16 protein-coding genes are annotated in these 16,429 nt (G+C 42.7%); 7 read left to right on the top strand and 9 right to left on the bottom strand.

What is annotated here, in order from left to right; all coding sequences use genetic code 11:
• The first annotated feature begins 16 nt into the window (after positions 1–16).
• From cotA to MHH79_RS03450, 5 genes are all read left to right on the top strand, one after another.
• Positions 17–1,558, top strand: coding sequence for an outer spore coat copper-dependent laccase CotA (gene cotA / locus MHH79_RS03470; RefSeq protein WP_100506729.1), 1,542 nt, complete (start codon positions 17–19; stop codon positions 1,556–1,558).
• Between the two features lie 98 nt (positions 1,559–1,656).
• Positions 1,657–2,646 carry a DUF4003 domain-containing protein gene (locus tag MHH79_RS03465; RefSeq protein ID WP_041518202.1) on the top strand — a complete coding sequence of 330 codons (990 nt, stop codon included), beginning with the start codon at positions 1,657–1,659 and terminating at the stop codon, positions 2,644–2,646.
• Between the two features lie 12 nt (positions 2,647–2,658).
• Positions 2,659–3,477 (top strand): alpha/beta hydrolase, encoded by an 819-nt coding sequence (locus tag MHH79_RS03460; protein WP_047182193.1) that lies wholly within the window; start codon positions 2,659–2,661, stop codon positions 3,475–3,477.
• A gap of 82 nt (positions 3,478–3,559) precedes the next feature.
• A complete protein-coding gene (locus MHH79_RS03455) occupies positions 3,560–3,769 on the top strand; it encodes a cold-shock protein (RefSeq protein WP_003234008.1) in 210 nt (69 codons plus the stop codon).
• Positions 3,770–3,956: 187 nt separating this feature from the next.
• Entirely contained in the window at positions 3,957–4,115 is a 159-nt protein-coding gene (locus tag MHH79_RS03450) for a hypothetical protein (protein ID WP_003243985.1), read from the top strand.
• A gap of 33 nt (positions 4,116–4,148) precedes the next feature.
• On the opposite strand, the gene MHH79_RS03445 is transcribed toward MHH79_RS03450, so the two are convergent.
• Both MHH79_RS03445 and walM read right to left on the bottom strand, forming a co-directional pair.
• Positions 4,149–5,195 (bottom strand): PD40 domain-containing protein, encoded by a 1,047-nt coding sequence (locus tag MHH79_RS03445; RefSeq protein WP_063335604.1) that lies wholly within the window; start codon positions 5,193–5,195, stop codon positions 4,149–4,151.
• Positions 5,196–5,260: 65 nt separating this feature from the next.
• Positions 5,261–5,632 carry a cell wall metabolism protein WalM gene (gene walM, locus MHH79_RS03440; protein ID WP_003234013.1) on the bottom strand — a complete coding sequence of 124 codons (372 nt, stop codon included), beginning with the start codon at positions 5,630–5,632 and terminating at the stop codon, positions 5,261–5,263.
• A gap of 437 nt (positions 5,633–6,069) precedes the next feature.
• On the opposite strand from walM, the gene bdhA reads away from it, so the two are divergent.
• The gene (gene bdhA, locus MHH79_RS03435) at positions 6,070–7,110 is read left to right on the top strand and encodes a (R,R)-butanediol dehydrogenase (RefSeq protein WP_029946299.1); all 1,041 of its coding nucleotides are present in this window, start codon (positions 6,070–6,072) and stop codon (positions 7,108–7,110) included.
• Between the two features lie 47 nt (positions 7,111–7,157).
• Here the strand turns inward: bdhA and iolT are convergent, their stop codons facing one another.
• A complete protein-coding gene (iolT, locus tag MHH79_RS03430) occupies positions 7,158–8,579 on the bottom strand; it encodes a myo-inositol transporter IolT (RefSeq protein WP_021481323.1) in 1,422 nt (473 codons plus the stop codon).
• Positions 8,580–9,163: 584 nt separating this feature from the next.
• Between iolT and MHH79_RS03425 the strand changes: the two genes are divergently transcribed.
• Positions 9,164–10,189 (top strand): potassium channel family protein, encoded by a 1,026-nt coding sequence (locus MHH79_RS03425; protein WP_019712786.1) that lies wholly within the window; start codon positions 9,164–9,166, stop codon positions 10,187–10,189.
• A gap of 46 nt (positions 10,190–10,235) precedes the next feature.
• On the opposite strand, the gene MHH79_RS03420 is transcribed toward MHH79_RS03425, so the two are convergent.
• The 6 genes from MHH79_RS03420 to MHH79_RS03395 form a co-directional block, all read right to left on the bottom strand.
• Positions 10,236–11,207, bottom strand: coding sequence for an SPFH domain-containing protein (locus MHH79_RS03420; protein ID WP_063335603.1), 972 nt, complete (start codon positions 11,205–11,207; stop codon positions 10,236–10,238).
• A gap of 30 nt (positions 11,208–11,237) precedes the next feature.
• Positions 11,238–12,002 carry a YgcG family protein gene (locus tag MHH79_RS03415; RefSeq protein ID WP_063335602.1) on the bottom strand — a complete coding sequence of 255 codons (765 nt, stop codon included), beginning with the start codon at positions 12,000–12,002 and terminating at the stop codon, positions 11,238–11,240.
• Positions 12,002–13,027, bottom strand: coding sequence for a TFIIB-type zinc ribbon-containing protein (locus MHH79_RS03410; RefSeq protein WP_100506725.1), 1,026 nt, complete (start codon positions 13,025–13,027; stop codon positions 12,002–12,004). Before MHH79_RS03410 ends, MHH79_RS03415 begins: the two co-directional genes overlap by 1 nt.
• Positions 13,028–13,092: 65 nt before the next feature.
• Positions 13,093–13,776 carry a PspA/IM30 family protein gene (locus MHH79_RS03405; RefSeq protein ID WP_047182188.1) on the bottom strand — a complete coding sequence of 228 codons (684 nt, stop codon included), beginning with the start codon at positions 13,774–13,776 and terminating at the stop codon, positions 13,093–13,095.
• A gap of 194 nt (positions 13,777–13,970) precedes the next feature.
• On the bottom strand, positions 13,971–14,933 hold the full coding sequence (locus MHH79_RS03400) for a carbohydrate kinase (RefSeq protein WP_063335600.1): 963 nt from the start codon (positions 14,931–14,933) through the stop codon (positions 13,971–13,973).
• Between the two features lie 94 nt (positions 14,934–15,027).
• Positions 15,028–16,419: an MFS transporter gene (locus MHH79_RS03395; protein ID WP_100506724.1), complete on the bottom strand. Its 1,392-nt coding sequence runs from the start codon at positions 16,417–16,419 to the stop codon at positions 15,028–15,030.
• Positions 16,420–16,429 lie beyond the last annotated feature (10 nt).

Below are 16,429 nucleotides of genomic sequence, written 5' to 3'. Positions count from 1 at the left end.
ATAAGGACAGATGAAAATGACACTTGAAAAATTTGTGGATGCTCTCCCAATCCCAGATACACTAAAGCCAGTACAGCAATCAAAAGAAAAAACATACTACGAAGTCACCATGGAGGAATGCACTCATCAGCTCCATCGCGATCTCCCTCCAACCCGCCTGTGGGGCTACAACGGCTTATTTCCGGGGCCGACCATTGAGGTTAAAAGAAATGAAGACGTATATGTAAAATGGATGAACAATCTTCCTTCCACGCATTTCCTTCCGATTGATCACACCATTCATCACAGTGACAGCCAGCATGAAGAGCCCGAGGTAAAGACTGTTGTTCATTTACACGGCGGCGTCACGCCAGATGATAGTGACGGGTATCCGGAGGCTTGGTTTTCCAAAGACTTTGAACAAACAGGACCTTATTTCAAAAGAGAGGTTTATCATTATCCAAACCAGCAGCGCGGGGCTATATTGTGGTATCACGATCACGCCATGGCGCTCACCAGGCTAAATGTCTATGCCGGACTTGTCGGTGCTTATATCATTCATGATCCAAAGGAAAAACGCTTAAAACTGCCTTCAGACGAATACGATGTGCCGCTTCTTATCACAGACCGCACGATCAATGAGGATGGTTCTTTGTTTTATCCGAGCGCACCGGAAAACCCTTCTCCGTCACTGCCTAATCCTTCAATCGTTCCGGCTTTTTGCGGAGAAACCATACTCGTCAACGGGAAGGTATGGCCATACTTGGAAGTCGAGCCAAGGAAATACCGATTCCGTGTCATCAACGCCTCCAATACAAGAACCTATAACCTGTCACTCGATAATGGCGGAGAGTTTATTCAGATTGGTTCAGATGGAGGGCTCCTGCCGCGATCTGTTAAACTGAATTCTTTCAGCCTTGCGCCTGCTGAACGTTATGATATCATCATTGACTTCACAGCATATGAAGGAGAATCGATCATTTTGGCAAACAGCGCGGGCTGCGGCGGTGACGTCAATCCTGAAACAGATGCGAATATCATGCAATTCAGAGTCACAAAACCATTGGCACAAAAAGACGAAAGCAGAAAGCCGAAGTACCTCGCCTCATACCCTTCGGTACAGCATGAAAGAATACAAAACATCAGAACGTTAAAACTGGCAGGCACCCAGGACGAATATGGCAGACCCGTCCTTCTGCTTAATAACAAACGCTGGCACGATCCCGTCACAGAAGCACCAAAAGTCGGCACAACTGAAATATGGTCCATTATCAACCCGACACGCGGAACACATCCGATTCACCTGCATCTCGTCTCCTTCCGTGTATTAGACCGGCGGCCGTTTGATATCGCCCGTTATCAAGAAAGCGGGGAATTGTCCTATACCGGTCCGGCTGTCCCGCCGCCGCCAAGTGAAAAGGGCTGGAAAGACACCATTCAAGCGCATGCAGGTGAAGTCCTGAGAATCGCGGCGACATTCGGTCCATACAGCGGACGATACGTATGGCATTGCCATATTCTAGAGCATGAAGACTATGACATGATGAGACCGATGGATATAACAGATCCCTATAAATAACCCGACAAACTTGCCTCTAGCAGGCAAGTTTTTTCTTTATGAAACCTTCGGCCCTATTTATCGTATTACGTAAAAACAGCAAAAAGGAGCTGCTTTTTATGCTGACACACGACCTACATGAAAAAATAAAGCAATACATTTCCATTTATGCTGAATTAAAATCAAAATTAAAATGGAAAGTTTCACAAGACCAGATATTAATGCTCATTTCTTCTGCATATATTGTGAATAAAAGAGAGTTTGATTTTCAGCGCTTTTATGATTTGAGCAGCTATATCAAATCAAACATCGGCAGCTTCTCAACACTCAATTCACACCACCGCTTTACTGTTGCATCTATTCTGGACATTCATTTTCAGCATGAGGCAAAACAAACATTTCATACTTTTATCGATGTATACAATGAAATGGTGAAGCTAGGATATAAGCGGGATATGTTCACATACCTTTCCGCTCTGATCTTGCTCACCGGAAAATCTGAAACGACAAACCAAAAAGAACAGATGAACATGGGGCTAGCTGTTTATCAGCAGATGAAAAAAAATCATTATTTCCTCACTTCAACTCAGAATGTTCCGCTTGCCGTATTGCTTGGAGAAAACGGAGAAGGTTTGCAGGCGCTACAGAAGGCGGAAACATGCTATCAGCTGCTGGCAGCCAACGGCTTTAAAAAAGGACAGTACTTACATCAGGTCAGTCATATTCTGGCCTTGCAAAGTGAAAAAGAGCCCGAAATGCTTGTTTCCGCTTGCAAACAGATATATCAATCGATCACTGAATCTGTCAAAAAACCAAAGGATTATCATTATCCAGACCTTGCTCTCCTCACCTTTCTGGAGGAGCCAGATATCAAAACCGTTTTGTGCATCACTGACGAATTAAACCAGGAAAAAGCTTTTAAATGGCAAAAGGAAATGAATTTTAAAATTGCTGTCAGCCTCTATCTCAGTGAGCATATGGAGAAAAATCTGCTGATGGAATCAGGACTATACACCGCTATCGAAACAGCCATTCAAGCGCAGCAGGCAGCCGCGACAGCTGCCATCATCAGCTCAACAGCAGCCAGCCATACTCATGATGGAAACTAAAGGAGGAGAAACATGCCATACATCACATTAGAAGATCAGACACGCCTTTACTATGAAACACACGGGAACGGGACGCCGATCCTGTTTATACATGGGGTGCTGATGAGCGGACAATTTTTCCACAAACAATTTTCGGCGCTTTCTGCCAATTATCAATGTATTCGTCTTGATCTTAGAGGACACGGCGAATCTGACAAAGTGCTTCATGGGCACACCATTTCCCAATATGCCCGTGACATAAGGGAATTTCTAAATGCAATGGAGCTTGACCATGTCGTTCTTGCCGGCTGGTCAATGGGCGCTTTTGTCGTATGGGATTATCTCAATCAGTTTGGGAATGATAATAACATTCAAGCCGCTGTGATCATCGATCAATCCGCTTCCGACTATCAATGGGAGGGCTGGGAACACGGTCCATTTGATTTTGACGGCTTAAAAACAGCGATGCACGCCATTCAAACTGACCCGCTGCCTTTCTACGGAAGCTTCATCCAGAATATGTTCGCAGAACCGCCTGCCGAGACCGAAACAGAATGGATGCTGGCAGAAATCCTCAAACAGCCGGCTGCCATTTCTAGCACGATTTTATTTAACCAAACGGCCGCTGATTACCGGGGCACCCTCCAAAACATCAATGTGCCGACATTGTTGTGCTTCGGGGAAGACAAGAAATTTTTCTCTACAGCAGCTGGAGAACACTTGCGCAGCAATATTCCAAACGCGACACTCGTTACCTTTTCTAAAAGCAGCCATTGCCCGTTTTTAGAAGAGCCAGATGCTTTTAACAGCACACTCCTCTCCTTTTTAGATGGGGTTATTGGAAAGTCATAAAGAAAAAGGAATTAGGAGATTAGGGAAAAGTATGAGACAATAAGAAATGTGCAGTAAAATACATGAGGGAAGAAGTGACTTTATGTCTTACTATAACAAACGAAATCAAGAACCGCTGCCAAAAGAAGATGTGAGTACTTGGGAATGCACAAAAGAAGACTGTAATGGCTGGACCCGAAAAAACTTCGCCAGCAGTGATACGCCATTGTGCCCTTTGTGCGGAAGTAAAATGGTCGACGGCATCCGTTCATTAGTGAATCTCCAAAACAACAGCCAAACGAAAACAAGCTAGTTCTTCCCTATAACAAATGCAGTCTCCTTCAAGCAAACAAACCCCGAACGGAGACAAAATTCTATATTTCAGAATAAAAGCCTCTCATTGCAAGAGGCCAAATACGAAGAAAGAAGCCCAAAACTGTAAACGTTTAGGGCTTTTTGTCTGTTTAATGGTATAATATGGATAAAAGAGGAGTGATAACGTGATCTCAAACCAGCAGCAAAAAGACTTGAAAAAAAGAGCTGCGTTCAAAAAGCTGAATGTTGCAATGAACTCGTATGTTGAACTTCTGTTTTTGTCGGTACCTCTGATTCATATCTTTAAATGGCTCGGATCATTAGCCCTGCACCTCATCCATTAAAAAAGCCACTCAGCTCAAGCCGAGTGGTTTTTATTAGTTAATCACCGAAAAGCTGTTGATGATGCCGTTCGGATTTTCCCATACTTTTTTGAAGGTCTTATTTTCAAGGCTATAGGAATAAATCGTCCGCACCTTAGCTTCACGACCTGTTTCGTCCTTCAGCTTTTTAGCCCCCTTGGCTTCGGCAAGAAAATAAATGTTCTTCCCATCCTTAGAGAACTGAGGCTGTGCGTCAATTAACAGCTTAAATGATTTTTGATTTGAGATGATACTTTCATATTTTTTCGTATCCGCATTGAGCATTTGAATAGAAGCGGTTTGCTCCGTTCCTTTCTGCGTATATGATGTGAATAAAATACGTTTATCATCATCAGAAACAGCAATATCGCTGATAAATTGGTTCAGGCTTTTCAGCTCATTAAATTTATTTTGGCGGCCTTCCGCAAAATGAATCGTTGTCGGTTCAGGGTCGATGCCCTTTTCGTTTGCTTCATCTGTTTTCTTGTAGTCTTCTTCTACAGAATAATGAAGCAATGCAAATGAATCGTTTTTTTGGTTATAAAAGAAGCTGCTGACGGTGTCATCTTGATCATTAGCGGCAGGATAAAGATTTTTGTACTTTTTCGTTTTTAGATCAAAAGCGGCGATCCGAAAATTGCTTTCGTCCGCTTTTCCTAAGCGGAAATAGATGGTTGAACGGTCCTTTGATAAAAACAAACTGTCCGCACTCTCCGCGCCTTTATAAAGCATCGTCTTTTTATTAGACTTTAGATCCAGTTTAAAAAGCCTCATTTCATTCTGTTCATTATTGCCCGTATAATAGAGCACCTGCTGTTTTTGATCCAAGGCAAATGCCGGATAGCTGGTCAGCTTCTCCTCATGGATCACCTTGTCATTTTCATAATACTTTGTCAGCAGTTTCGTATCTGTAATTGAAACCAGCAGCTCATCACCGCTTTCGGTATTGACTGAAACATCAGCAGCCTTTTCATGGCCTTTATCCTTTGTAACATAAAACGCAACCCCCGCGGCAGCTGCCGCTATTATCACTGCTAACAATAATATGATTCTTTTTTTCATCTTTTATCTCCACCAATAGAAAAAGCAAGAATGTGACTTCTTGCTTTCCAGATTATATATGTACATTAATAGCTGTAATGCCCCGCTACTTTACCTTTGCTTAATGGATATCCAAGCGCTTTAAACGCTTTAGGGCTAACATCCAGCACTGCATTAGGCATTCTGCCAACATCATTTTTATAAACCGTAATCACCTTTTTAGGCTTCGCTTTTGCATAAGCTCTGATTTTTGTCCCGTTTCTAGGAACATCAAATCCGATTTTGGTCGCACAATCCCAATGTCCAAGTTTCTTACCTGAAGAGCCTTTTTTCCCGACTCCATTATACCAAGTAATATTTCCGTTCACATGTTTCGCACTGGCATCTGATGAAAAACTAAAAGCTCCCAAAGTACTTCCTACTAAGATAAAAGCGGCTAAAATGACTTTCTTCAACATTTCGTCCCCCTGTTTGTTAACATCTAGGAAGATTATACACGATCAACCAGCTATTTTTTATTTCAATATCCTTACAGTAATGTTACAAAGTCAAAAAAGTTACCTCTGCTAAATTAAACCATGGAAGATTATCCTATTATAATAGCGGTATTAGCGTTATAATTATTGATAGAGTAGTTGTCGCATTCAATATGAACGAACCATTACCGTATTGTTCAAACCAAATTCATAGCTATGTAAACGATTGATACTCTCATATAAAGAAAAAAGAGTGTGCGAGACCCTTTTTTCTTCAAAGTTTCTTTTTTCAAAAAAACGTAGATTATATTATATAAAAATTTCATTTCTTTTTTGGTTTTAAAAATGGCGATTTTGTGAACAGTTCATATTGACCGGTGCGGAATTACTCACATCAAAAGTTATAGGAGTGGTAATCCATGAAGGCAGCAAGATGGCATAACCAAAAGGATATCCGTATTGAACATATCGAAGAGCCAAAAACGGAGCCGGGAAAAGTAAAGATCAAAGTCAAATGGTGCGGCATCTGCGGAAGTGATTTACACGAATATCTAGGCGGCCCGATCTTTATTCCGGTTGACAAACCGCACCCATTAACAAATGAAACGGCACCTGTCACAATGGGGCATGAATTCTCCGGTGAAGTTGTCGAAGTCGGAGAAGGCGTTGAAAATTATAAAGTTGGAGACCGCGTCGTAGTCGAGCCGATTTTTGCTACACACGGCCACCAAGGCGCCTACAACCTTGATGAACAAATGGGATTCCTCGGCTTAGCCGGCGGAGGCGGCGGTTTCTCTGAATACGTCTCTGTAGATGAAGAGCTTTTGTTCAAACTTCCTGATGAATTATCATATGAACAAGGCGCGCTCGTTGAACCTTCTGCAGTTGCTCTATACGCTGTCCGCTCAAGCAAACTCAAAGCAGGCGACAAAGCGGCTGTATTCGGCTGCGGCCCGATCGGACTTCTTGTCATTGAAGCGCTGAAGGCTGCCGGTGCAACCGATATTTACGCTGTTGAGCTTTCTCCTGAACGCCAGCAAAAAGCTGAGGAGCTTGGCGCGATCATCGTTGATCCGTCTAAAACAGACGATGTAGTCGCTGAGATTGCAGAACGTACAGGAGGCGGTGTTGACGTAGCATTCGAAGTCACTGGTGTCCCAGTGGTGTTACGACAAGCCATCCAGTCCACTACAATTGCCGGTGAAACCGTCATTGTCAGCATTTGGGAAAAAGGTGCTGAAATCCATCCGAACGATATCGTGATCAAAGAACGTTCAGTAAAAGGGATTATCGGATACCGCGACATCTTCCCGGCTGTACTGTCATTAATGAAAGAAGGCTATTTCTCAGCCGACAAACTCGTAACGAAAAAAATCGTGCTAGATGATTTGATCGAGGAAGGCTTCGGGGCTCTTATTAAAGAGAAAAACCAAGTCAAAATCCTTGTCAGACCTAACTAATTTGAAACCAAAAAGAATCCGCACTCGGGTGCGGATTCTTTTTTTAATTATCCAATCACTTCAGCCCCAGAATCCTTCTTCGCCCCGCCGTGATCATAAGCGCGGAAGTTTTCCTCCAGCTGCTCAAGCGAAAGTCCTTTCGTTTCCGGCAAAAACCTCTTCACAAACAGGACAGAGCAAATTCCTAATCCAACGAAGATAAAGAACGTTGTGGACAGCCCAATGGCTGCCAGCAATATCGGAAACGTGAAACTGACTGCAAAATTCACCATCCACAGACAGAATACCGTAACACCCATTCCCAGTCCGCGAAGGCGAAGCGGGAAAATTTCAGAAAGCATCAGCCAAGTCACTGGTGAAATGGCGCCCTGCTGAAAAGCAAGAAACGTGACCGTTAATGACAGGACTACATATGGAAGTGCCGGTGATCCTTCAAGTACAAGTGAGAATATCCCGATTAGCAATAACGCTGTTGTCGTACCGATCAAGCCTGTCATCAGCATCGGCCGGCGCCCCACTCTTCCCAGCAGCCAGATTCCGACGAATGTTGCCAATACCGAAATCACGCCATTCGCAATATTTCCGATTAAAGCGGCTTCCGTTTGGAAACCGGAATTTCTTAGAATTTCAGTCCCATAATACATAATCGAATTCACACCTGTAATTTGCTGTACAATCGCAATCCCTAATCCAATAAACACAATACGGCGCACCCATGGGACCGAAAGATCTTTAAACGTCGCTTTTTCAAGCTGATCTTCTTTTTTGAAAGCGAATTCAATTTCTTGCAGCTCAGCTGCTGCCCGTTTTTCATCCCTGATTTTTTTCAATACACGTAAAGCATCTTCTTTTCTTCCTTTAGAAACAAGCCAGCGGGGACTCTCGGGCATTCTGATCATGCCGAAAAACAGGAACAAGGCTGGAAGTGACGCAATGACCAGCATAAATCTCCACACATGGGAGTTGTCTCCCATTGTTGTTCCAAGGATCGCATTAAAAACAAAGGCCAAAAGCTGTCCTGATACAATCATCAATTCGTTCTGCGTCACCATCCGTCCCCTGCTTTCCACAGGAGACATCTCTGCTAAATAGGCAGGCACCGTTACGGATGCACCCCCTACCGCAATACCAAGCACAAAACGAGAAATAATCATGACCGTAACATTTGGTGCAAACGTACACCCGATCGTTGAAATAAAAAATATAACAGCGAGGAACAAAATATTTTTGCGGCGGCCGTTAAAATCAGACATCCTGCCGCCAAACACAGCACCTAGCGCGGCTCCAAAAAGAAGTGAACTGGTGACAAGGCCCTCTGTGAAGGCATTGAGATTAAGCTGATCCGGCTCTCCCATATACGGCAAAGCTCCATTGAGCACACCGGTATCATAGCCAAAAAGAAGCCCGCCGAAAGTCGAGACTAAAATAATTGTACGTAAAAATGACATTTGATTGCCTTGTTTATTCATACTGTTTCCCCCAGTCTTTTTCATAATGCGTATGTCAAAAACTTATTCCAGGGCTGATGCCTTCCCCACATTTCGTAAGCAGGCTTCAGAAAATAGTTGTTCATGTTTTTATCCAATAACCTCATAACCTTCCCTTCTTCTTAGCATGTCAGTCTCAATGGAAGCGATTTTATTTCTCACTAAAAGAACAATGGTCATTTCTTTGTGCATAACCTCGTTCATTTGGTATTTATTAGTAACTTAATAGTTCAATTGTAGTGATGTTATAGTGACATTTTTGTTATATCTGATATTATCATAATTATAAAAACGCTTTCAGTCAATATAAATTTCTGAAAATTTTTTACTCTATAAAAGGAAAATCACCAATTCAAGGGGAAAATGAACGTTTTTCTTCATGAAAATGTGTGAATCAAGTCAAAAATCCTGTGATTTTCTGTTCATATCGAAAAATGAGTAAGTGTTGGGTAACTCCCACCTATTTTTCTCTGTAAAATCAAACATTCGTTCAATTGTTTCAGACTCAGGATAAAAGGAAATAGAGAAGAAAATAAAAGAAGGCTGACTTAAGGGAGGCAACCAAAATGAATGAGGGTTATATCATTGCAGGCCTTTTATTATTGACAGCGGGGATGATTGATTTTTTATGGACCACGTTATGGTTAGAGAGCGGTGCCGGCCCGATCACAAGATGCCTGTCTGCCTGGCTGTGGAAGGGCTGCCGCAAAATCAGCGGTGACCACGCAAAGGTTCTAAGTATGGCTGGTCCTCTGCTGTTATGCCTGACGTTAGTGATATGGATCAGTCTATTTTGGGGCGGGTGGGTTTTGATTTACTCGAGTGACCCTCACTCACTTATGGAAACTCAATCAAAAGAACCGGCTTCCTGGTCAGACCGAATTTATTTTTCCGGCTATGTCATGTTTACATTAGGAAATGGCGACCTCGCTCCGAACGGAGGCCTATGGAAGCTTGTCACGATTATTGAAACAGCTCAAGGACTGCTTACCATCACGTTTTCTGTCACGTATTTGATTTCCGTCTTGAGTGCGGTTAATCAAAAACGCTCCTTTGCCCAAAGTGTATTAAGTCTAGGGCATGACGGAACAGAAATCGTCCATAATGCATGGAATGGCAAAGATTTTCACGACATTGATTTTCTTCTTGTCGCTGCTTCATCAGAACTGGGAAAGCTGACCGCTCAGCATAACGCCTTCCCCATCCTTCATTTTTACCACAGCACGCAGCATCAGGAATCATCCATTATAGCTGTTGCTGTATTGGATGAGGCTCTAACCATTTTCAAATACGGAATTCCTGAACAATATCAGCCGAATCAGCTTCATATCAAAGAAGCGCGCTCAAGTATCAAAAACTACCTGGATACCGTTCATACTGCCTATATCCATCCTGCAGAACAAGCGCCGCCGGAACCAGACATCTCAAAGCTTCAACAATCAGGCATACCGGCTTTATCAAAGCAAACATTTCAAATTGCCGTCAATTCAATAAAGGAACGTCGTCAATTGCTGCTGGGAATTATCCAAGCGGGGGCTCGAAAATGGCCTGTTCAGGAGCAAGCAATAGGTAACGCTTATTCTCCTAAATAAAAAAGTCCCGAGTGCTGATCACTCCGGACTTTTCACTGTATGAGTCTTACACAAGCTTCTGTCCGCAATTCGGACAAAAATTGGCTTCGCCCGTTTTTGTTCCGCAGTTTGGACAGAAATTCGGTTTGCTTCCGCTGCCAGTTGACTGTGGGCCTGATGACTGTGCCTGCTGATTCTGATTCATTTGGTTCATCATCTGATTGGCCATATTCATTCCCATCATCATTCCAGCCATATCCGAAGCCGCTCCGCCTCCGCTCATCTTTCCGGATGCCATTCCATCCGTCATTGATAGTTGCTGGTATCTGTTCACATCCCCAACCATACCGTAGGAAGCGTTCTTTGTAATCATATCTTGAACCTCTTGAGGGTAATTAAAGCTCATGATTTGAAAACCAGTGACCGTCATCCCGTCGCTTATTAATTGCATATCTAAGTCCTCTTGAATTCCCTTGGCAATATCAAAAGCGTTTGCTTGAAGATTAAACATATCTTTCCCTTCTCTTGTGATCCACTTCATGAGAAGCTGATCCAGAATAGAAATGATACGGGTTTTAATATCCTCTACAAAATATTGATCTTTCACGCCAGCGATTTTATCAATCAGGCTGATATAGTCCTGCACCTTGAAATTAAATGTGCCGTTTGCGCGAATGGGCATCCCGCCTGGCATTCCCGCTGCCGGAATATTTATCGCCTGTTTTGTTCCCCATCTTACGGTAAATTCCTTCGTATTGACAAACAGCACCTCAGCTCGCATGCCGCTGTTAAAGCCAAACTTAAAGCCCTTTAACGTTGAGAGGAATGGAATAATTTCTGATTCAATATCATAATCGCCATCATCTTGAAAGACTCCTTCAACCCGCCCATTGTTCAAAAAGACAGCATCCTGTCCGGGACGAATGATTAAACGGCTCCCTTTTTTGATTTCACGATTGTTCCATTTATAAAAAATCATATCATCTCTAAATTCTTCCCACTCTACTACATTCGCTAATTGATTTCTAAAAAACGACATTACGCCTCTCCCTTTCTCTATTTCTTACATTTAAAAACTGCCCCGGCTCCCACTGTATGACGTGCCGCCTTTCGTAACACCGCCATCGCTGCCGCTGTCTTTATCTGATGGTTTTCTTTCTCTTGTTACAGTCGTTCTAATATAAGTGTCGTATTGATCAATCACATCAGACGTACGCTGATCCATATATGTATTTCCATTAACCGTTACTTTGCCGCCTGCATGATAAAGCATGATTGAAACCGCGATTCCCCCGACTGCGATGGCAGCAATCAGCTGAAACCACCATGTAAAGAATATGTTGTCGGGGTTTACTCCCGGTTTTATGCCCATATCTTTATAGGAAAGCTGAATATATGTCTCAAAAGCTTCAAAATAATTTTCATTGGATAAATCAGATGAAATCGTATTTCTGATGCTATTGAGCCTGCTGTTGTCCAAATACTTTTCAGCTTTTTCGTAGCCCGAGATGAATACTTCTCTATCCGCCATATCAATCGTTAAAATAGCTGTACTGCCTTTTCCGTAACGATCATAAAAATCGCCGGCATAATCGACAATATCTTCACCATTTGTGCTTTTAGTCGTAATAATAATGAAATCAGTGTCCCTCTTTGCACCCAGCTCTGCCGAGAGAGATTCAAGTTTTCCGATCTCCGCTTTTGACAATAGATGAGCGCGATCGTACACATGCTGCTGCGATTCAGAGGCTCTTGCCGCTTCGATACCCAGTAAAGGCATCATGATAAAGACAGCCAGCACAACAAAGATCGCTTTCCCAAAAAATCCACGCATCAAAATCCGCCTCCCATCATCAATGAGACGAGCTTCAACGCAAGAAATGTCCCGCCTGCTATTCCGCTAAACCATGCCGCTACTTTTCCTCGACTGATCGGCGGCTTTCCAACAACCTTTCCTGTTTGCCCGTTCATCGCAAAGATATGCTCCGCTCTTTCATAATCGTAACTGACCATCCAAACGGGAAGCAAAACGTAAAAGCTGTTCACGTTTTTCGTGTGAATCTGTTTGTCCCTCACATTGACTGACGTATATCCGGAAAAAGTAGAATGGATGTATGAATCTATATAACTGCTGATTTTCTCTTTTGCCCTCGGAAAAAGCTCCTCATCGGTATAATTGTACTTTTCCGCAATATAACCGGCCAAATATGCCGTTTGAAAGTCCTTCAGCTCTTCGTATGAATAAGGCTCCAATTTGTCCATTAATTCGTCTTTCATTTTTTCAGAGGCATCGACAGGGATTTTCAAATAATCGAGATTGATATCACGAAACGCTTCAAAGTGCTCTGTTTCCGTGCAAATATAATCCCCTTCTTCATATTGATGGACTCTGGTACAGTTTGCTCTCACCTGTACTTCACTATTTAAATCAAACATCCAAAACGGAATATACATGCCGGTGATGCTTTTAATGCGATCGGCAGACATGAAACCTCTTGGTGTCAGAAGGCCTTTTTTGCACCACTTTCGAAATGCCTGCTCCGCTTCTTGTTTACTGATTGTAAATGGGATGACCTTCGCCGGTGCCAAATGACCTGATAATCGATCGGCAAGTATTGCAGCACCCCCGCAGAAGCTGCACGTCGTTGCTGTCGTTTCAGCTTCCGTGATCAAAACGGCGCCGCAATTTTCACATTGATATTCTTTTGCTTCATCATCAGAAAACCGTGCCGCAATGTTTTCTTTCGGAAGGCTTTCAATATTGTCCTGTCTTCCGCAGCTGCCGCAGGATAACGAGCCGGTTTCACTGTCAAATGCCATATCACTGCCGCAGTTCGGACACTTATAAGATATTATCATTACCGTTCCCTCTCACATCTTATGATAAAATGACGCCGCAGCCGAAAGCTGCGGCCTCCTATGTATTACTTATCGAGCATCATTTTCGCTTTTAACGCCGCAAGTTCATCATCAACCTGGCTTGAACCGCCAGTGTCATACTTTGCAGTCAGATCAGCCATATCATCCTGCGGAGCGCTGTTCAGTTCAGCCATTGCATTGGCCTGATCAAGTGCCTTATTTACTTTGTCCTCCATTCGGCCGAATGCAGACATTGATTGGCTTGTACTTGAAACAGAAGCGCCCAGTTTGTTCATTCTTTCTTGCGTTTTCGCTACTGCCCACTTCGCCTTGATCATATTTTTACGTGCTTCCAGCTCTCCAATGTCAGATACCAATTTGTCATGCATCTTTCTCATCTGTGCGGCATTGGTTGCAGCAATTTGATTGGCCGCCTGCAGCTCAGAAAGCTTTGACTCCAAAGATGTTTTTCTTTCAAGAAATTTTCTCGCATCGCTCTCACTCCCGGCTTGCAGCGCCTTCATTGCATAGCTTTCCATCTTTTCCATATCCGCCTGGCACTCGTGATATTCTCTTTTTGCTCTCTGCTCCTCAGCCATAACAGCTGCTGTTTCTGCCTTAACCTTAGCCAAATCGCTATTCATATTTCTTAAATATTGATCTACCATTTTCTCCGGATTTTCAGCCTTGTCCAATAAAGCATTGATATTCGCAGACATAATATCTTTAAATCTTCCAATGATACTCATTATATCGTTCCTCCTAAAGCTAATTCGTTAACCTTGTTACATATACTATTTATTATCGTTAAAAGTTTCACTTTTTTAATAAAAAATGACATTTCAAACAAAAAATATACAACTTTTTACCTGAACAAAAATGTAAGCAATAAAAAAAGATGCCCCCAAAAGTCCAAAGACTTTCAAGGAACATCTTCAATGATTTACAAAGAAACTTCAATCTCATCCAAGCTCGGCAGTGCATCAATCGCTCCAATTTTAGTGCACACAAGAGCTCCGACCTTATTGGCAAACGCCACAATCTCACGCAGTTTCACAAAATCTGCTTCTACAGATTGAATATGGTCCGTGTTTGCCAATTGATATAAAGCCGCACCGACAAAAGCATCTCCGGCTCCTGTTGAGTCGATTGATGTCACCGGAATGCTTGGAATGATTTCATGATCTTTTCCATTGGAAAGAAGCGTTCCGCTTTTCCCAAGTGTCACAGCGACAATGTTGGCTCCGATCTCATGAAGGATCGCAACACCCTTTTCATGATCCTTCACACCACTTATAATCTCAAGCTCCTCGTCACTGACTTTCACAAAATCACTTACAGCGATCGCTTTTTTCGCAACACTTACAAACTCTGAGACTCTTCCCCTCCATAAATCTTCACGGTAGTTAGGGTCAAACGAAATAAACTGTCCATTGTCTTTCGCAATCGACATCAGCCGTAAATAGGCTGAGCAAAACGGATCCGATAACAGTGCCGTCGCAGAACCGAAATGAAGGATTTTCGCTTCGTTTAGTTTTTCCTGGTCAATATCCTCCAGCGTAAACAAAGCGTCCGCGCCTCTATTAAAAACAAAGTCACGCTCTCCATTTTGTTTTAATGAAACAAAAGCAAGCGTTGTAGGCGCTTTCTTATCCATCACCAGCATAGAGGTATCGACATGTACAGCGTCCAATGTTTGCTTCAGAAAATACCCAAACGGATCCTTTCCTACTTTTCCGCTGAAAGCGGCGTCTCCTCCCAGCTTGGCAATCGCTGCTGACACATTCGCCGGTGCCCCGCCGGCACTTTTCAGGAAATGGCGCCCTTCCATTAAATCAACGTCAACATCGGTACAAAAGAAATCAATCAACAATTCCCCAATACAAACTACAGAATGACTACGCATATTATCACACTCATTTATAAAGTCTAGATTACAGTCTCAGTATATTACTTTCTGCCATAAATACAACATTGAATATTAAAAATTTTACATATATTTATCTCGCAGACCTTTGCTCCAGCTCAGAGATGATGTGTTTATATCTTTTTTCCGTTAAAGGATAGAAGGCGATAAGAATAATAGAAAGCAAAATGAAAAATCCCGGAATCAAAGCATTCATATTTTTAATGGCATTCAATGACGCAACTGTCTGGTCTATATTCGCCACATACCCGGCGATCCCTAAATAAATGGCCGAAAATGACCCGGCTAATGCAACACCCAGCTTATTAATAAAGCTCATGCTCGAAATCACCACACCATCCGCGCGAATTCCGGTTTTCCATTCCGCATAATCAACACAATCCGCAACCATTCCCCAAGCAAGCGTATTTAAAGGCGTTGTGAAAAATCCTGAAGCGAAAAGCCAAATGAAAATGAGTGGAATTGAAGAATATGGCGTAAAATGCAGGCCGGCATAAGAAATAAGCGATAGAGCTGCCGTGATGATCATGACTTGTTTTCTGCCCCACTTCTCAGAAAAGAAAGGAATAAACAAATTGCTGATCAGCGCTGCTCCGAAAAATAAAACGGTGCCCATAAACACGAACTCTTTATGGTTTACGTTATACGTAAAATAATACACCATCGTGCTGAGCTTAATATTAAACCCGATCGCAAAAGCCAAAAATGATGAAATTAACATAAGCAAGGGTTTATTTTGGAATAAAACGGATAACGTCTTTTTGATCCCTTGTTTGTTTCTCTTTTTAGGCTGAATCCGCTCCCGGACAGTAAAGAAACTGAATAGATTCAAAACAATGCTGACCGCTGCGTAGATGAGCGCCGTCATTTGAAATCCAAACGCCTGATCCTCTCCTCCGATAGCAGTTGCAAGCGGTGTCGCACAGGAAATGGATAAAAGAATGCCGATATACACCAAAATCATCCGGGTTGTGGTCAGAACCGTCCGTTCCTCCACAGAATTCGTCATCCGCCCCGTTAAGCTGTTCACCGGAATCGTTTGCATACTAAAGGACATCCCAAGCAGAATATAGGTGATATACGCATATACCATATTTCCGGTCTCACCGAAATGAGGCGTCGTGAAACATAAGAATGTGAATAGCGCAAAAGGAAATGCCACCCACAGCAAATATGGCCTTGCTTTTCCCCACCTTGTATTTGTTTTATCTAAAATCAGTCCCATTATCGGGTCAAAAATAGCATCCAGCACACGCACAACAAGAAACAAAGTTGCGATCACCGCAGGCTGAATGCCGCCGACGTCTGTATAATAGAATAATAAGTATGCGTTTACAAACTGAAAGATAATATTATACGACATATCGCCGAATCCATAGCCGATTCGTTCAAACCAGGAAAGTCCGGTGCTGGATTTTGACTGACGCTTCACTTTCATTGCCGTTACTTTTTCTGTTTCAATCATATTTCCCACC

This window comes from Bacillus sp. FSL K6-0993, assembly GCF_037977205.1.
GTDB lineage: Bacteria > Bacillota > Bacilli > Bacillales > Bacillaceae > Bacillus > Bacillus subtilis.
The sequence above is the reverse complement of the archived record's forward strand: the minus strand, read 5'-3'. Positions and strand labels throughout refer to the sequence as shown.

Coding starts and splice junctions, on each gene's coding strand:
- bdhA (WP_029946299.1), top strand. CDS start 6,070: ATGAAGGCAGCAAGATGGCATAACCAAAAGGATATCCGTATTGAACAT.
- MHH79_RS03410 (WP_100506725.1), bottom strand. CDS start 13,027: ATGATAATATCTTATAAGTGTCCGAACTGCGGCAGTGATATGGCATTT.
- MHH79_RS03395 (WP_100506724.1), bottom strand. CDS start 16,419: ATGATTGAAACAGAAAAAGTAACGGCAATGAAAGTGAAGCGTCAGTCA.
- MHH79_RS03405 (WP_047182188.1), bottom strand. CDS start 13,776: ATGAGTATCATTGGAAGATTTAAAGATATTATGTCTGCGAATATCAAT.
- MHH79_RS03455 (WP_003234008.1), top strand. CDS start 3,560: ATGTCTTACTATAACAAACGAAATCAAGAACCGCTGCCAAAAGAAGAT.
- MHH79_RS03425 (WP_019712786.1), top strand. CDS start 9,164: ATGAATGAGGGTTATATCATTGCAGGCCTTTTATTATTGACAGCGGGG.
- walM (WP_003234013.1), bottom strand. CDS start 5,632: ATGTTGAAGAAAGTCATTTTAGCCGCTTTTATCTTAGTAGGAAGTACT.
- MHH79_RS03415 (WP_063335602.1), bottom strand. CDS start 12,002: ATGCGTGGATTTTTTGGGAAAGCGATCTTTGTTGTGCTGGCTGTCTTT.
- MHH79_RS03400 (WP_063335600.1), bottom strand. CDS start 14,933: ATGCGTAGTCATTCTGTAGTTTGTATTGGGGAATTGTTGATTGATTTC.
- MHH79_RS03460 (WP_047182193.1), top strand. CDS start 2,659: ATGCCATACATCACATTAGAAGATCAGACACGCCTTTACTATGAAACA.
- MHH79_RS03465 (WP_041518202.1), top strand. CDS start 1,657: ATGCTGACACACGACCTACATGAAAAAATAAAGCAATACATTTCCATT.
- cotA (WP_100506729.1), top strand. CDS start 17: ATGACACTTGAAAAATTTGTGGATGCTCTCCCAATCCCAGATACACTA.
- iolT (WP_021481323.1), bottom strand. CDS start 8,579: ATGAATAAACAAGGCAATCAAATGTCATTTTTACGTACAATTATTTTA.
- MHH79_RS03445 (WP_063335604.1), bottom strand. CDS start 5,195: ATGAAAAAAAGAATCATATTATTGTTAGCAGTGATAATAGCGGCAGCT.
- MHH79_RS03420 (WP_063335603.1), bottom strand. CDS start 11,207: ATGTCGTTTTTTAGAAATCAATTAGCGAATGTAGTAGAGTGGGAAGAA.